Annotated in this window: 16 protein-coding genes; 10 read left to right on the top strand and 6 right to left on the bottom strand. The window is 62.4% G+C overall.

From position 1 onward, the window contains the following. Window positions 1–24 precede the first annotated feature (24 nt). Window positions 25–1488, bottom strand: a complete 1464-nt coding sequence (locus EEB12_RS05015) for a condensation domain-containing protein (RefSeq protein WP_141487463.1) — start codon at window positions 1486–1488, stop codon at window positions 25–27. After that, window positions 1488–2981 carry a condensation domain-containing protein gene (locus tag EEB12_RS05010; protein WP_141487462.1) on the bottom strand — a complete coding sequence of 498 codons (1494 nt, stop codon included), beginning with the start codon at window positions 2979–2981 and terminating at the stop codon, window positions 1488–1490. Before EEB12_RS05010 ends, EEB12_RS05015 begins: the two co-directional genes overlap by 1 nt. Window positions 2982–3131: 150 nt before the next feature. Here EEB12_RS05010 and EEB12_RS05005 point away from each other — a divergent pair, with 150 nt between their 5' ends. Then, window positions 3132–4829 carry an MFS transporter gene (locus tag EEB12_RS05005; protein WP_019747749.1) on the top strand — a complete coding sequence of 566 codons (1698 nt, stop codon included), beginning with the start codon at window positions 3132–3134 and terminating at the stop codon, window positions 4827–4829. A 62-nt stretch (window positions 4830–4891) separates the two neighbouring features. Then, window positions 4892–6202 carry an HNH endonuclease signature motif containing protein gene (locus EEB12_RS05000; RefSeq protein ID WP_141487461.1) on the top strand — a complete coding sequence of 437 codons (1311 nt, stop codon included), beginning with the start codon at window positions 4892–4894 and terminating at the stop codon, window positions 6200–6202. Window positions 6203–6311: 109 nt separating this feature from the next. Here EEB12_RS05000 and EEB12_RS04995 read toward each other — a convergent pair whose 3' ends face one another. Genes EEB12_RS04995 through EEB12_RS04985 form a run of 3 tightly spaced genes read right to left on the bottom strand, consistent with a single transcriptional unit; the run spans window position 6312 to window position 8947 of the window. Beyond that, window positions 6312–6953 carry a Maf family protein gene (locus tag EEB12_RS04995; protein ID WP_007731146.1) on the bottom strand — a complete coding sequence of 214 codons (642 nt, stop codon included), beginning with the start codon at window positions 6951–6953 and terminating at the stop codon, window positions 6312–6314. Between the two features lie 15 nt (window positions 6954–6968). Continuing rightward, window positions 6969–7310 carry an acyl-CoA carboxylase subunit epsilon gene (locus EEB12_RS04990; RefSeq protein WP_019747751.1) on the bottom strand — a complete coding sequence of 114 codons (342 nt, stop codon included), beginning with the start codon at window positions 7308–7310 and terminating at the stop codon, window positions 6969–6971. Beyond that, window positions 7307–8947, bottom strand: coding sequence for an acyl-CoA carboxylase subunit beta (locus tag EEB12_RS04985; RefSeq protein ID WP_020969200.1), 1641 nt, complete (start codon window positions 8945–8947; stop codon window positions 7307–7309). The genes EEB12_RS04990 and EEB12_RS04985 overlap by 4 nt, the downstream gene beginning before the upstream one ends. A gap of 115 nt (window positions 8948–9062) precedes the next feature. On the opposite strand from EEB12_RS04985, the gene EEB12_RS04980 reads away from it, so the two are divergent. From EEB12_RS04980 to EEB12_RS04960, 5 genes are all read left to right on the top strand, one after another. Beyond that, on the top strand, window positions 9063–9917 hold the full coding sequence (locus EEB12_RS04980; protein ID WP_019747752.1) for a biotin--[acetyl-CoA-carboxylase] ligase: 855 nt from the start codon (window positions 9063–9065) through the stop codon (window positions 9915–9917). 118 nt (window positions 9918–10035) lie between these two features. Further along, the gene (locus tag EEB12_RS04975) at window positions 10036–10611 is read left to right on the top strand and encodes an HdeD family acid-resistance protein (protein WP_046378328.1); all 576 of its coding nucleotides are present in this window, start codon (window positions 10036–10038) and stop codon (window positions 10609–10611) included. A 74-nt stretch (window positions 10612–10685) separates the two neighbouring features. Continuing rightward, window positions 10686–11252, top strand: coding sequence for a PH domain-containing protein (locus EEB12_RS04970; RefSeq protein WP_021343702.1), 567 nt, complete (start codon window positions 10686–10688; stop codon window positions 11250–11252). Window positions 11253–11289: 37 nt separating this feature from the next. Continuing rightward, a complete protein-coding gene (locus EEB12_RS04965; RefSeq protein WP_003940916.1) occupies window positions 11290–11970 on the top strand; it encodes a response regulator transcription factor in 681 nt (226 codons plus the stop codon). Between the two features lie 26 nt (window positions 11971–11996). Then, window positions 11997–13319, top strand: a complete 1323-nt coding sequence (locus EEB12_RS04960) for a sensor histidine kinase (protein ID WP_019747754.1) — start codon at window positions 11997–11999, stop codon at window positions 13317–13319. A gap of 26 nt (window positions 13320–13345) precedes the next feature. Here the strand turns inward: EEB12_RS04960 and EEB12_RS04955 are convergent, their stop codons facing one another. After that, window positions 13346–13981 (bottom strand): GtrA family protein, encoded by a 636-nt coding sequence (locus EEB12_RS04955; protein ID WP_047890253.1) that lies wholly within the window; start codon window positions 13979–13981, stop codon window positions 13346–13348. 191 nt (window positions 13982–14172) lie between these two features. On the opposite strand from EEB12_RS04955, the gene EEB12_RS04950 reads away from it, so the two are divergent. From EEB12_RS04950 to EEB12_RS04940, 3 genes are read left to right on the top strand one after another with little or no spacing between them, the layout of a single operon-like run. Continuing rightward, on the top strand, window positions 14173–15372 hold the full coding sequence (locus EEB12_RS04950; RefSeq protein ID WP_410055704.1) for a 5-(carboxyamino)imidazole ribonucleotide synthase: 1200 nt from the start codon (window positions 14173–14175) through the stop codon (window positions 15370–15372). Then, window positions 15356–15868, top strand: a complete 513-nt coding sequence (gene purE, locus EEB12_RS04945) for a 5-(carboxyamino)imidazole ribonucleotide mutase (protein ID WP_019747756.1) — start codon at window positions 15356–15358, stop codon at window positions 15866–15868. The genes EEB12_RS04950 and purE overlap by 17 nt, the downstream gene beginning before the upstream one ends. 7 nt (window positions 15869–15875) lie before the next feature. After that, window positions 15876–16253, top strand: a complete 378-nt coding sequence (locus EEB12_RS04940) for a hypothetical protein (protein ID WP_019747757.1) — start codon at window positions 15876–15878, stop codon at window positions 16251–16253. The last annotated feature ends 24 nt before the right edge of the window (window positions 16254–16277 follow it).

The raw sequence follows: 16277 nt of genomic DNA, 5'->3' as shown, positions 1-16277 counted from the left end.
GCCTGCTCGTACCCGTTGCCGACACTAAATCCTCGGTGTTCCTGCCCCGACGCTCGAATCTCTCAATTGTTCGGTGACACTTCCGATCGGCGTCACGCCCCGGGCGCAGACTTCCCTCAGAATCCGGTCGAGATCGGTGAGGAAATTCACCATGGTTTCTTTTGCCGTGTCGGTGTCCGGGAAGCGCGAACGCAGCGAGAGACCACGGTTCGTTCGCGAGATCCAGAACTGGGCATCGTCGGCGACAGTCACATTGCTGATGTGATGAGCGTTGAGGAGATCATGATCGTCGGTGCCGGGTAGTTTGCGGTAATCGATGTACGACACCATGAAGACGTCAGTGCGCGTGCGTCGAATCTTGTCGCCCAAAGCATCTCGAACCTGGGCCATGGTGACGCCCTCGAGCGTCAACGCAACTCGGAATGACGCGTGCGTATGTGCAAGGGATGCACCGAAATCCGCGTCGGGAGTGATCTGGACCGTGATCGGCGCGCTCGTGGTGAGCCAGCCGATGGCGTCGGCCCAGCGTGGATCTTTGCGGATGTGCAGCGGGAATTGCAGTGGAAGCGTCGCCTGTCCGGTGAACGAGTGGACGGAAAGTCCCATCGCAGTGAGGATTCCGGTGAACACGCTACCGCCGGCGGATAGGCAGATCTCGTCGAACGTCGCGGTCAGTTCCTCGTCGAGCAGCACGCGCACATCGGCGCCCTGAGGCGCGGGCTTTCCTGCCTCGACGCCGAGATCCAAGGGGAAACTCGGCGATGTGCCACCACAAATCTCGTAGAACCTTGCCCACTCTCGGATTCGAGGGTCGTTGTCGACGGGAAGCAGAGCGTCGGCCTCCAGTTCGCAGTACCGCACGAAACTTCCCGGGTCACCCAGTCGGCTCATCACTGCGTCGATGGCCTCGTGGTCGGTCAGTTCGGGTATGGCGATCAGTCCCTCGTAGATCTGTCGCAGTTCCCCGAGAGCGATGACCAACGAGTAGCCGTCGACGAGGGTGTGATCGAAGGCGCTCAGGACCGTGTAGTGCTCTTCGCGTTCGACCGTGGCAAACGTGTAGGCGGGGAAGGTCAGTGGATCGCATACCGTCGTGAATCGCTTCTTGAGGTGCGCTCGGAGGTCTTCGGTCGAATCGAACTTCACAGGTTCCGAAGTCTCGATGTGTGTGCCGTCGGGATCGAGTCCCATTCGGGTGGTGGTGAACTCGCCCACCTCGAATCCTGTGTGCAGAGTGTCATGGCGACTGATGAACAGGCGCAGCGCGAGATCGAGTGCGGGCCGATTCAGTTCTCCGGGAAGGTCGAATGCGGCTGCCATCCACACACTCCGGCCCATGCCGTGTGTTCGCGCAGTCTCGAGATGGAAATGTTGGTTGTACGACGGTGGTACTTCCGACTCGGTGACGGCGCCGTCCGCGGGCTGGAGCGACCATTCGGTGACGATTCCGGGCTCGAGTCCGTATCGATCGATCGAGGTGACATGCATCAGGACGCTCCCTCTGGTGCCGAGAACGAGTAGTCGCCCTGAGCTGCAACAGTTTTGATGATCTTGGAGACGTGCTCGGCGAAGCGGGTGGCCGATTCGTGGGCAATGGGGGTGTCAGGGTGGGACACGGCGATCCAGGTGCCGGTGTGCATCCGGTTGATCCACATCGACGCGATCTGCGTCTCTTTGCCGCCGACGATTCCCGTTGCCTTCGTCTCGGCGTAACTGTATGGATCCGGCATGCGGCGGCCGTCGATGTACGAGACGATCGGCGGTGGGGTGAGCGTCTTCGACAATCCGCCGGGTGCGGAATCCGACTCGGCCAAGCTCGACAGAACCAGATCGATGACTTGCTGCACAGAGACATCGAGGAGTGCCTTGCCGTCGTGGTACCCCTGCTGCCCGAGCTTTGCCAACTCGGTGAAGCGTCGCTTGTCGTCGACGTCGATGCCGACCGGGATCAGGTTGATGTACCAGCCCTGTGCAAACGAGTCGGCCTCGGTTCGTGTGCTGACCGGCGAGAGGGCGATGTACTTGTCGCGTCCGGCCAGTTCGAATTCCGCAATCGCGAGGGCGGTGAATATTCCACCGATGAAGTTGGCGCCGTTGGCTTTACAGATCGCACCGAACCTTTCGCACTCATTGTCGTCGGCCAGGTCGAAGCGTGAACCGATAGCCGGTTTGGGCGCGTCTTCCGCCCCGAGCGGGAGCGGAAATCCGGGGAACGAGCCGCCGCTGCGCATGAGGTAACCGAGCCACTGGTGCACTTCGGGGGACTGCATAGTCAGTTCGGTTGTTCGCTCGCGTTCGACGCGACCGAACTGTGCGTAACTTCCCGCGGGGCCTAGTTCGGGATGTGACCCGGTCGTTTCCGCGGCGTAGAGCTGACGCAATTCTGCGTACATCAGCACCATCGAGTTCATGTCCGAATGGGCGTGGTCGACTGCGTGGAACAGGGTGAAGCTCGGATCGGCTTCGAGGTCGGCATGGTGGTGCTCGACGGCGCCGAACACGAAGGCCGGCCACTGAAGGGCACTGGTTTCCGTTGCGAACTTGGTTGCGACGAGTGCGCGGATCGCCTCGGATTCGGAGACGTCGTCGCCGACGCGGTACTCGAGTTCGATGCTCTCGACCGGCACCACGTGTCGACGGACCTCGAACGCGGTGTCCGCAGCGTCGGTGGTTGCTTCGTCGAAGGAGAACCAGCTGTGCAGCGTGTCGTGGCGACGGACGTAGCGCTGCAGGGCTCGCGTCATGGCGTCGCGGTCGAGTGTTCCTGCGAAATCGAAGGCGATACCGATCCACGGAGACTGCGGATCGCCTTTCTCTGCGGTGACGCGGGCGCGTCGCAGGTGGCGATCCTGCATCGTGGTCGGGGGTAGTTCTCGGTCGATCTCGGCTTCGGCGGCTCGTTGAGCGGAAGCATGCGTGACGCCCCATTCGATTACCCGTCCAGGAAGCGGGTGCCAATGGGTGATCAAGTTCAGATCCATCGAGTAGAACTCCTGCGTGTGTCGTCGAGAAGCCTGCTCTGAAAATGGGCAGACGACGAACTATCCCATCTGGGGGACTGAATTGTCCGAAATACTACAATCTAAACAAGAACAGGTTCTAGAAGCGTCGTGTTCGATTAGGATCATTCGGTGCTTCCGGACCCTTTAGGTGACGCTGTCGGCGCCGACCACAAGGGCGGACGGCGAGCTGGTTCTCTGACGCCCTGGCTCGGGTTGGCGACGAGTCTGGCGGCGGCGTTCATGCAGTTGCTCGACGCGACGATCGTCAACGTCGCGCTTCCGAGTATCGCCGTCGATCTTCAAGCAGGCGTATCGGCGCAGTTGCTCATGGTCAGCGTGTACATCCTGGCTTTTGCGTGTTCGTTGATCACCGCGGCCAGGTTGGGGGACCTGTTCGGTCGTAGGGTTGTTTTTCTGACCGCCCTGTTCGTATTCGTCGCGGCCTCGTTGCTGTGCGGGCTCGCTCAGAGCGCGACGATGTTGATCGTCTTCCGGGGTTTGCAAGGGTTGGCGGCCGGTTCGATGTCCGCCCAGACGTTTGCCATCATCTCGGGTCTGTTTCCGAAGGCCAGGCATCCGCGAGTGTTCGGGATCTACGGTGCGACCATCGGGCTCGCAACGGTCAGTGGGCCTCTGATCGGCGGGCTGCTGATCGAGTGGAATCTCTTCGACTGGGGCTGGCGCCTGATCTTCTTCGTCAACATTCCGATCGGCATCGCCGCCTTGATTCTCGGGTATTTCCATCTCGTCGATGCTCGCGCTGAGCATGTGCGCTCACTGGACCTCATCGGCGCCGCACTGTCATCGCTGGCGCTGTTCCTGCTGATCCTTCCCCTGGCCGAGGGAAGGGCGCGTGGATGGCCCACAGGTCTTGTTGTCATGCTCGCGATGTCGGTGCCGGTGGCATTGGCGTTTGTGCTCTACGAATCGCGTCTGGCGAAACGAGGCGGCGATCCGGTCCTTCGTCTGGAGCTTTTCCGCGACCGAGCCTTCGCGATCGGCGCGGTTCTTGCGTTCGTATTCTTCGGAACCCTGACTTCGTTGATCTTCACCATCAGTCTCACGCTTCAGTTCGGGTTCGGGTTCTCCGCATTGCGAGCGGGCGTGATGACGCTCCCGTGGGCCGTCGGCATGGGCGTGGCTGCGGTTCTCTCATCCGCGGTGTACCGGATGCTTGGAAACCGCGTCCTGATCTTGGGGATGGTCGTCTTTGCCGGCTCGCTGATCGCGTTGTCGGTAATCCTCGAACACGAAGGAACTGATCCACGCTGGCTCGCGCTCGCCGGTCCTCTCCTCCTCGGGGGCGCAGGGCTCGGACTGTTCGTGGCGCCACTGCAAACCGCGATCCTCGCGACGGTCGAACCCGCGCACGCGGGTTCGGTGTCGGGACTGCTACCGACCGTTCAGCAGGTTGGCAGCTCGATCGGACTGGCCTTGATCGGAGTGGTGTTCTTCTCGCTGGTCGCGGGGCAAGCTCCGCAAGCAGTGCAGGGGGAGCGGCCCGAGTACGTTGCGAATCTTGAAGCTGCCGGCGTGAATCCCGGCCTGGTCGACATCGCCGAAAAGGCATTTGTCGATTGCGCGACAAGTCAATTGGCATCCGGAACACCGATGGAGGTGGCGCCGGAATGTCGCCGCGAAGGAACTGCCGGCGCCGGGGGCCAATCCGTTCAAGTGGCAGTTGATGCCGCGTACGCATCTACTCGCGCGGCGGCCGGCGAAGCGTTTCTCGAAGCCCAACGCCGCGTGCTCGCGATCATCGCCGCAATTGCGCTCGGCATCGGATTGGCCTCGACTGCCCTGCCGCGGGTCAATTCCCCAGTCTGAAAAAATGCCCTTGACTCGAACGGGTGTTCGAGTATTCTCTGAGTGGGGGATCGGGGGATTCAATGAGTGTTCTGTTGTCGGATGTGGTGTCCGGTTCTGCGGTGGGGTTGCGCGGACGCCTGTGGCAGTTGTCTGCTTCTGAGTTGCGGGCTGCTGCTATCGAGGCGAGTGCGGAGATTCTTCGTCTCGAGGCTGTGCGTGTGGCGGTGGTCGACGAGTTGTCGATGCGTCCCGATGATCAGGTGATCGCCAGCCGCGGTGTCGGTGCCTGGTTGGCCTCGAACACGATGCTGCAGGTTCGGGACGGGAAGAAGATCGCCGCCCTGGGTGCAGCGCTACGGCCGTTTCCGGCGGTGACTGCCCGGTTCGATGACGGGGACTGCTCCTTCGAGCATGCCGTGTTGATCGTGGCGTTCTGCGAATCACCACCAAAGGGCATGCCGGACGCCGCGTTGCCTCGCTGTATCGATTTGTTGTTGGCTGCCGCGTCGGGGGTGGAGTCGACGAACACGAAGGTCCGGAACGTGATCGCGATCTTGGAGCGAGTGTTCGAATCGGATGAGATTCCGCCCGCCGAAGATGTGGATCGGAATGAGTTGCGGATCGCGTCGACGTTGAACGGTCGGGTGGTGGTGCGCGGCGATTTCGATGCTCTCACCGGCGAAATGTTGTTGTCGGCGTTGTCGAATCTGACGATGCCGACCCCGGCACCCGATGGAACCCCGGATTCTCGCTCGGCGGCGAAGCGGACGGCGGATGGGTTCACCGAACTGATCCGCCGGTATTTGGACTGCGCCAAGACCGGTACGGATGGTGGTCAGCGGCCGCATGTGAACGTGCACATCAATGCTCGTGATTTGGCTGAGCATCGGGGTTGCGCCGCACAGTCTTCGGATTCGGGTGATGACGGCTCACTGGAGCCGGCCGATCTTGATGTCGGGCACATGTCCTGGCTCGGACCACTGTCCGTGTCGCAGACCAGACTCCTCGGGTGTGACTGTTTCCTGTCGACTGTTCTGCTCGACGACCACGGGGCGCCGTTGGATGCGAAACCCGGGAAACGGTTGGTGTCCGCCGAACAGCGAGTGGCGTTGATCGCCCGCGACAAAGGCTGCGCGTTCCCCGGCTGCACGTGTGTACCGGCCTGGACGGATGCGCACCATATTCGGCACTGGGCCAACGGCGGGCCGACGGTGATGAGCAACCTTGTCCTGCTGTGCCGTTCACATCACCGGTTGATGCACCGAAAATCCGGGTTCGTCGGGAAATGGGAAATCCGAATCGGGGTCGACAACAAACCGTGGTTCATCCCGCCGCCCTCGATCGACCCGCGGCAGCACCCGCGGCCCGCGAACACCACATTCAAAACCTGAGGGGTCAAGCCTCTTCGGCGACAACAAAAACGACCAGCTTCGCATCGGCATGAACCCGATGCGAGGCTGGTCAGTGGTGCTTGGAGAAAACGTGCTTGGAGAAATCGTGTCAGAAGATGCTCTGCGTGCGCCAGAGATCCGAGACGGAAACCCCGACACGCTCGAGAAGTGTTCGTACCAAAGGTAATCCGATACCGATGACGCTCGATGGATCACCCTCGATTCTCTCCACGAACCAGCCGCCGAGACTGTCGAGCGTGAATGCTCCGGCGACTTGGAGCGGTTCGCCCGTTGCCAGGTATGCCTCGAGATCTTCGGTGGACGGTTGCGCGAAATGAACCACTGTTGCGCTGTGATCCGAGGCCATGCGAACGATGCGGCCGTCGGCGACGCGCAGGACACAGTGCCCGGTCAAGAGAGTGGCGCTGCGTCCGGCCATTGCGGCCCATCGCTTTCGGGCGATGTCTACGCTGCCCGGCTTGCCTTGAAGTTGCCCGTCGATCAGGAGCATCGAATCGCACCCGACAACGACTACGTCGGTGAGATTGTCGGCGGCAAGACCGGGAACGATCTCGGCGGCCTTGGCCTCCGCCAGCACCGTCACGACTTTTTCGGGAGCGGCGTCGGGGCCGAGGTTGTCGGCAATCTTGTCCTCGTCGACGCCGGAGACACGCACAAGCGGCGAAACCCCGGCCGCCCGCAGAACTGCGAGGCGAGCCGGGGACGCTGAAGCTAGAACCAGTTGAGTCACGTCAGCAAGTGATCGTCAGCTGCGACGGATCGCGGGGTTCAGGTACGCGTACGGCGAGAACGGCGCACGCGTGCGGTGGAACTGAGTCGGATCGCCCCAGGTCTCCGCGGGAACATTCGACTCGGGAGCCTGACCGCTGCCGGCAGCCGCGGCAAGCACGCTGACCAGTGCGGCGATCTCGACGTCGGTGGGCGAACCCTTGACGATCTTGATGACCGACGCGTCGGAGGTCGACGTCTCGGTCAGCTCCGTGAGCGAAGCGTCCGTCGCGCTTCCCTCGACGACCGCACCGTTGGTCGGTGCAGTCTCCGCCAGTGCGACATCTTCGCTGAGAATGTCCTCGGTGGTTGCGGTCATAGGGGAATGTTCCCATGCTTCTTGGGCGGAAGGGAAACGGCCTTGCGCTCGAGCAGTCGCAATGCGGAAACGATTTGTCCGCGGGTGTGCGACGGAGGAATGACAGCGTCGACGTATCCGCGCTCAGCGGCGACGTACGGGTTGACGAGGGTGTCCTCGTACTCGTTCTGCAGCTTGAGGCGCAATGCATCGACGTCTTCGCCGTTCTTCGCGGCTTCGAGAAGCTGCTTGCGGTAGACGAATCCGACAGCTCCGGATGCACCCATGACGGCGATCTGAGCGGTCGGCCATGCCAGGTTCACGTCGGCGCCCATGTGCTTGGAGCCCATGACGTCGTACGCTCCGCCGTAAGCCTTGCGGGTGATGACCGTGATCTTGCCGACCGTTGCCTCGCCGTACGCGTAGAGGAGCTTCGCGCCGCGACGGATGATGCCGTTGTATTCCTGCTCGGTTCCGGGGAGGAAACCGGGAACGTCGACGAGGGTGATGATCGGGACGTTGAACGCGTCGCAGGTACGCACGAAGCGAGCGGCCTTCTCCGAGGCGTCGATGTCGAGGCAGCCCGCGAACTGGGTGGGCTGGTTGGCGACGATGCCGACCGAGCGGCCGTCGACGCGACCGAAACCGACGATGATGTTCATCGCGCGCTCGGCCTGGACCTCGAGGAACTCGTCGTCGTCGAGGATGCGACGGATGACCTCGTGCATGTCGTACGGCTGGTTGGCCGAATCCGGGATGAGGGTGTCGAGTTCGATGTCCTCAGCGGTCAGGCTGTCTTCGATCGAACCGATGATCGGGTCGGTGATCTCGCCGCGGGGAGCTGCTGCCTGGTTGTTGGACGGCAGGTAGCTGAGCAGGTCCTTGACGTAGTCGAGGGCATCCTGCTCGCCGGAAGCGACGTAGTGGGCGACTCCGGACTTGACCATGTGGGTGCGAGCACCACCGAGGTCTTCCATCGTGACGTCTTCGCCGGTGACTGTCTTGATGACGTCGGGGCCGGTGACGAACATCTGGGAAGTCTCGTCGACCATCACGACGAAGTCGGTCAGTGCGGGGGAGTAGACGTGGCCGCCGGCGGCGGGTCCCATGATCAGTGAGATCTGGGGGATGACACCCGAGGCCTGGACGTTGCGGTGGAAGATCTCGCCGTAGAGGCCGAGCGAGACGACGCCTTCCTGAATGCGCGCGCCTGCACCTTCGTTGATGCCGACGAGGGGGCGACCGGTGCGGATCGCGAGGTCCATGACCTTGACGATCTTCTCACCGTAGATTTCGCCGAGCGATCCGCCGAAAACGGTGGCGTCCTGTGAGAAGACACAGACGTCGCGGCCGTCGATGGTGCCGTAACCGGTGACGACGCCGTCGCCGACCGGGCGGTTGTCAGCGAGACCGAAGTTCACACTTCGGTGCCGTGCCAGTGCGTCGAGTTCGACGAAGGAGCCCTCGTCGAGGAGGGCGGTGATGCGCTCGCGGGCGGTCAGCTTGCCTTTGGCGTGCACCTTGTCGATGGCGGCTTCGCCGCTCGGTGCCTGCGCCTGGGCTTGGCGATTCCGCAGGTCCGCGAGCTTTCCCGCGGTCGTGTGGATATCGGGTGCGGCCGCCGCCTCCGGCGCGTTCGGCTCTTGGACAGTGGTCATGGACGTGAGCTTAACGAGAGTGCGTGGGGGGCTTCGAAGGCAGGTCCGATTGTCGCTGTCTTGCAGGCTCAAGCTACTGACCAGTACATTCTCGCTGTCGTCATAGGCTGGGGCTATGTGGACCGACTTGAACCGACCGCCCCTCGACGGCAATGCCCTACGACGCGCACTCGTGCGCAGTGACAACGACGACGCGCGCGTTTTCTGGAACCGCCTCGACGTTGTCGAGGAGACCGGTTCGACGAACGCGGATCTCCTTGCGCGAGCGGCAGATCCGGATGCCGACCGTCACGTTCTGATCGCCGAGTATCAGGCGAGTGCCCGCGGCCGTCATTCGCGCACTTGGGTGAGTCCGCCGCAAGCGCAGATCTCGATGTCGGTTCTGCTGTCGATGCCCGGAATGAATCTCACGGACATGGGTTGGCTCCCGCTACTGTCGGGAATCGCGGTCGTCGACGCGCTGCGGAACGTGGCCGAAGTGCCCGCAGAACTCAAGTGGCCGAACGACGTTCTCATCGGTGACAAGAAGGTCGCCGGAATTCTGGCCGAGGTGGCAAGGACAGCGCCCGATCCCGCGGTGGTGGTGGGCATCGGGTTGAACGTGAGCCTGGGTGTCGAGGAGTTGCCCGTCCCGACCGCTACATCACTCCTCATCGAAGAAGCATCGACTGTCGACCGCGACACCCTCGTTCGAGCAATCGCCCGTGAGTTGGCGACGCAATTCCGTGCTTGGGAATCATCGAAATGGGATACATCTGTGTTGGCTGCCGAATACCGGCAGCGTTGCGGGACGCTGGGCAAACGAGTCCGCGCGGTCTTGCCGGGCGACAAGGAGGTGTTCGGTATCGCGACCGACGTCGACACTTCCGGCCGCGTCGTCATCGAAATCGAGGGAACAGATGGGGAGACCTTTGCGGTCGCTGCGGGTGATATCACGCACCTTCGGGCCGCCCCGGTAGCCGAATCGTGAGCCTTGCCGGATTTTCTGGCACCAAAGTGCTAATTTTTGGCCCTGGCCGGTTTTCGAACCAACCGTCCGTCCTTCATTTCATTTAACTGCGGGATTTACTGAGCTGCCTAGGGGCGTCATGACCACACCGATCGTTGTTCCGACCGAAGCCGAGACGGCCGAGAGCGCTCGCCGCGTACTCACCGGTGTGACGGTGCTGCTCGGTGTCCTCACATTGGGCCTGGGTATCGCCGTACTCGCATGGCCGGATGCCACCCTTTTCGTGGTCGCGGTTGTCATTGCGATTCAGTTGTTCGGATTCGGAATCGTCCAGATCATCCGTTCGTTCGCGGACGTGGCGGCTTCGGGTGGAACTCGGACGCTTGTCGCGATCTCCGGCGCGTTGGCAGTGCTCCTCGGATTCCTGGTTCTCCGTAGCCCTTTGCAGACGGTGGTTCTGATCGCATTGGTGATCGGTGCCTGGTGGGTATTCCGTGGCGTTCTCGATCTGGTCGACGCGGCGTCCGGGCACACCGTCGATCGCGGTCTGTCGATCGTGCTCGGAGTCATCAGCATCGTCGCGGGTGCAATCGTCCTTCTGCAGCCCGAACTCTCGCTCGACGTCTTCCGCATCGTGGTCGGCGTGTGGATGGTGCTGTACGGCATCATCATCGTCGTGACCCCGTTGGTGCTGCGAAAGATCGCGCAGCCCTGAGCGTTGCCCTGAACGTGGGTGTGCCTGAAAGTCGGTGTGCCTGAAAGTCGGTGCGGGATGGCAGACTTCCCGTCATGGGATATCCCGAAGACGCCCTCGCTCAGGACGAGGAACTGATACTGCATCGCCATCCTCATTGGAAGATGTTGGTGCTTCCGGCGCTGACGTTCGTGCTTGCGACGGCCGTCGCCGGGTTCTTGTTGGGCCTCGCACAGACGAGATTGGACGGCACGGCTCGCACCGTGTCGTCCATTGCCATCGGAATCATCTGGCTCGGTGTCGTGGCCTGGCGATCGGTTGCACCGTTCACGGTCTGGAAGTTCACGCATTTCATCGTCACCGATCGGCGGGTGCTCATACGCCACGGAGTGCTCACGCATACCGGTATCGACATCCCCATGGGGCGGATCAGCAATGTTCAGTTCCGCCACGGCTTGATCGATCGAATGCTCAAGACCGGAACTCTGGTCATCGCCTCTGCCAGTGACGATCCGCTCGAGTTCGACGACATTCCTGACGTCGAGCACGTTCACGCCCTGCTGTATCACCAGGTTTTCGATTCCATGCAGCAGCCACCATCGCAGCCACCGCAGCGGCCGGCGGGTGAAAACGACGACCCGAACGATCGAAATGGCTGGTAATCAACGTGCAAAGGCGTGTTGTCCGTAGTCTGTTCGTGTGACTGCCGTATTGCTAGCCGAAGACGACGAGGCCATTGCCGCACCCCTCTCCCGCGCACTGGGGCGTGAAGGGTATTCGGTGACGGTCGAACCGACCGGACCCGCTGCGTTGCAGCAGGCGCTCGAAGGTGATTTCGATCTGTTGATTCTCGATCTCGGCCTTCCGGGCATGGACGGACTCGAAGTCTGTCGACAGATTCGTGCGCATCGCACCTCGCTCGCCGTGCTGATGTTGACCGCCAGGACCGACGAAGTCGACTTCGTGGTCGGGTTGGACGCCGGCGCCGACGACTACGTCAGCAAGCCGTTTCGTCTCGCCGAGTTGATGGCACGTGTGCGAGCACTCCTGCGTCGCCACGGTGGCCGCGAGGACACGATCGTCGAGGTCGGTGGCATCAGGCTCGAGCCCGCGGCACGACGCGTACTCGTCAACGGCTCCGAAATCGCCTTGGCCAACAAGGAATACGAACTTCTGCGGGTCCTCCTCGAACATGCCGGGGAAGTAGTATCGCGCGATACGATCCTTCGTGAGGTGTGGGGCGACGTCGAGCTTCGTGGATCGAAGACGCTCGACATGCACATGTCGTGGCTGCGCCGCAAGATCGGTGACGAGGGCCCCGCTGTGGAACGCAGAATTGCCACCGTCCGCGGTGTCGGTTTCCGAATCAACACCGACTAACTTCTCGAGAATCAGGAACTGCCGGCATGCGGCGTCGCATATTGCAGTCGATTCTCGCTGTCGTGATCATGACGGCGTTGCTGCTGGGGGTTCCGCTGATCTACACGGCGTGGCTCTGGGTGGAGGACGTGACGCGAAGTGATCTCCGGGTGCGCCTCGACCGGATGGCCGCTGAGGTCATCGCGCAAGAGGGGACGAACGGGCTCGTCGAAGGTGCGTTGAACACCGATTCGCTCAAGGTTCTCACCCCGAACGACGGGCGCCTCGTCGTCGTGTATCCGACCGTCGTCGACGGCGCTGCACGCGTCGACGTCGGTGAGGCGACGGTCAAGAACGCACTCGTCGAATCGCTCGCGATGGGAACGTCCGGCTCGTTGCGTCTCGAGGTGCCGTCGGAGAACTTGCGCACCCAGCAGAAGCAAGCGGTGATGGCCGTCGGTGTGCTCGTGCTTCTGTCCATCACGGCAGGCACCGTGGTCGCTGTGGTCACTGCACGTCGGCTTGCCGATCCGCTGCAGGATGTGGCCGACCGGGCGGCGCGCCTCGCCGAAGGTGACTTCCGGCCGGATCCTCGTCGGCACGACATCCCCGAACTCGACCGCGTGTCCGACGTCCTCGACGCGGCAACTGTGGAGATTTCGGTGCGGCTGCAACGAGAACGCGCGCTGGTCGCGGACGTCTCGCATCAACTGCGCAGTCGACTGACTGCAGTGCGGCTGCGCTTGGACGAGTTGTCCGTTCACGAAGATCCTGACGTCGTGAACGAGGCCGAGGAAGCCATGGCGCAAGTGGACAGGCTCACCGACGGAATCGACGACCTGATTCGCTCGTCGCGCACCAGTGGGTCATCGGCGAGTCTGGTGTCGGTAGTCGGCGAGCTGGAACAGGTGACCCGCGACTGGCAGGCTCAGTTCGACGGAGAGGGACGCAGGCTCCGCCTACGCGGCGATCGCGCGGTGATGGCCGCGACCACAGGTTCGCGTCTGCGTGAAGCTGTTTCCGTTCTGGTCGACAATTCGTTCGAACACGGTGAAGGTACGTGCACGGTGTCTGTCCGATTGATCGACGGTACCGGGCGCAGTTCGTCTCGTCGCGACTCGATGGTGTGCGTCGAGGTCACCGACGAAGGCTCCGGCGTGGAGAACGATCTTGCACCGCACATCTTCGACAGAGGATTTTCGGGGGCCGGGTCCACCGGCGTCGGGTTGGCGCTCGCACGTGCACTGATCGAAGCCGACGGGGGCCGACTGGAACTGCAGAGGCGTAAGCCTGCCTTGTTCGCGGTCTTCCTGCCGGTGGCCAACACTGCGCCGACCGCGGACGTCGTTCCGCACCGCGAACCGCGCTGACCGAAAGGCTCGCGCAGACGGAAAACTCAGGAGTGCCCGAGCTCCTCTTCGGCATCAGGAATGACCGGGTCAGGCGCCGTGGTTTCGGATAACGCTGTGGTTTCGGATAACGCTGTGGTTTCGGATAACGCTGTGGTTTCGGACAATCCTGTGGTGTCGGACAGCTCGAGCGGTTCCGGATTCTCGTCGGGAAACACGAACTTGCGGAAGGCCCAGAATCGGAACGCCATCTGCAGCAGGTTGCCGATGACATATGCACTGATGAAGTCGGCGATGTTCTCCGTCGCCAAGCTGACTTCGGGTACACGCAGGTTGAAGACGTAACTGGAGATGTAGAGCGGGATGAAGCTGATGACGACGCCGATGGCGCTGATGATGAAGAACAGAGCAGCTTCGTGCGCTGGCTCACGGCCACCACGGTTCTTGAACGACCACTCGCGGTTGAGAATGTACGACGCGATCACCGCGACGACGCCGGCGATGATCTTGGCCGTGATCGGCTTGGATTCGAGGATCGACAGCTTGAGTGTGTAGAAGATGCCCGAGTCGATCAGGAAGGTAGTTCCGCCGACGATCGCGAATTTGATCAGCTCGCTGTGACGCAGAGCGATGTCACGAAACGGTTGGGGTATGCGGGCAATGACCCCGTCGACAAATGGCACAACAGATGAGTTTACGAAACGAAACCGCGTTACCACCAATTTGCCGCGGATTCATCAGCAGAATCACAGATTGGGAACGCTGAATGAACGGGCGAACGCGGCACATGACAACATAGAGAGCCGTGACCGGCAACAACGATCCCGCGCAGATCCCCGCCCGCCCGACCACCCCTCGACCGGCAAAAGCATCCATGCCCGTCGTCACCATGATCGGTGGCGGACAGTTGGCCAGGATGACTCACCAGGCGGCGGTGGCCCTGGGCCAGACGCTCCGAGTGCTCTCCGGAACTGCGGACGAGCCGGCAGCTCAGGTCAGCCCCGATGTCGTGCTCGGTAGCCACACCGACCTCGACGCTCTTCGCCGCGCAGCGGTCGGTTCCAACGCGTTGACGTTCGACCACGAGCACGTGCCGACCGAACATCTCGAGGTTCTTGTTGCCGAAGGCGTGAACGTTCAGCCTCCGCCGCAGGCTCTGATCTTCGCTCAGGACAAATTGCTGATGCGTCGCAAACTTGCCGAACTGGGCGCACCTGTACCCGCGTACGCCGAAGTGACGTGGGCGGAAGACGTCGTGCGTTTCGGTGCCGAACACGGTTGGCCGCTTGTCATCAAGGCAACCCGCGGAGGCTACGACGGCCGGGGCGTCTGGATCACCGATGATCAGGACGAAGCAGAAGCCATTGTCACCGAGCAGTTGGACAAGGGTGTTCCGCTGATCGTCGAGGAAATGGTCTCGATGCGTCGGGAACTGTCTGCCATGGTTGCGCGGTCGCCGTTCGGACAGGGCGCTACGTGGCCGGTCGTAGAGACCGTTCAGCGCAACGGCCAGTGCGCCGTCGTGATCGCACCTGCCCCCGCCCTTTCGAGTGCCGTTGCCGAGGAAGCCGAACAATTGGCGCTGCGCATCGCTTCCGAGTTGGGTGTCGTCGGCTCGATGGCCGTCGAACTCTTCGAGACGACTGACGGCACTCTCGTGGTCAACGAGCTGGCAATGCGCCCGCACAACTCCGGTCACTGGACGATGGACGGCGCACGCACCTCTCAGTTCGAACAGCATCTGCGTGCCGTTCTCGACTACCCGCTCGGCGACACCTCGCCGATCGCGCCGGTCACGGTGATGGCAAACGTTCTGGGTGCGCCGGAAGCGCCCGAGATGACGATGGACGAGCGTGTCCATCACCTCTTCGCGCGGATGCCCGATGCGAAGATCCACCTGTACGGCAAGGGCGAGCGCAAGGATCGCAAGATCGGCCACGTCAACATCGTCGGCGGCGCCGGATCCATCGACGACCCGAATTACGTTGCCGCAGTTCGGGAACGCGCCGAGCGCGCAGCACATTGGCTTTCGCATGCAGTTTGGACCGACGGATGGGATGTACACGGTGAGTGAGAGCGCGCAGGTCGGCCTGATCATGGGCAGCGATTCGGATTGGCCGACCATGGAAGCTGCAGCCGAAGCTCTGGCCGAGTTCGGTATCCGCTTCGAGGTCGGTGTCGTCTCGGCGCACCGCACGCCTCAGCGGATGCTCGACTACGCCAAGGAAGCCGCCGGCCGCGGAATCAAGGTCATCATCGCCGGTGCCGGTGGCGCCGCGCATCTTCCGGGCATGGTTGCCTCGGCTACACCGTTGCCGGTCATCGGTGTTCCGGTGCCGCTCAAGTACCTCGACGGTATGGATTCACTCCTCTCGATCGTGCAGATGCCGGCCGGCGTCCCGGTGGCGACGGTCTCGATCGGCGGCGCTCGCAACGCCGGTCTGTTGGCTGCTCGGATCCTCGGCGCTTCGGATCCCGCACTGCAGCAGCGGATGGTGGCTTTCCAGGAGAGCCTCGAGGCGATGGTGCTCGACAAGGACAAGGCGCTTCGCGAGAAACTGCTGGGCTGATCTTCTCGTGTGTGCACGGCGTGGGCTGCCGCTGATCCGAGCGAGTCGGGGCAGCGCGCAGTCCGCATTCGTCACTCGCGTCGCGCTGTTCTACGCCGGGATTCTCGGCGCGGACATCCGCTTCGACAACGAGTCCGGGATCTTTGTCGCTTCCGGGCTGCGCGGCGGGTTCGCCAGAGGCGGAACAACTCTCGGTGGTGTGTACCTCACCCGGCGAAACACGACTCGATCCGTCCTTCGCCACGAGGCAGTTCACGCGGACCAATGGGCCAGGTACGGAATCGTATTCGGGCTGCTGTACCTGCGTGAGGAGTTGCGTCATCGCGGTCCGCGGAACCGGTTCGAAATCGAGGCCGGTCTCGAAGACGGCGGTTACCGCACCTGAGTGAAAGCTCGTGAGTAAAAGCTA

Source organism: Rhodococcus sp. WS1 (genome assembly GCF_003797745.1).
Taxonomy (GTDB): domain Bacteria; phylum Actinomycetota; class Actinomycetes; order Mycobacteriales; family Mycobacteriaceae; genus Rhodococcus_F; species Rhodococcus_F erythropolis.
The sequence above is the reverse complement of the archived record's forward strand: the minus strand, read 5'-3'. Positions and strand labels throughout refer to the sequence as shown.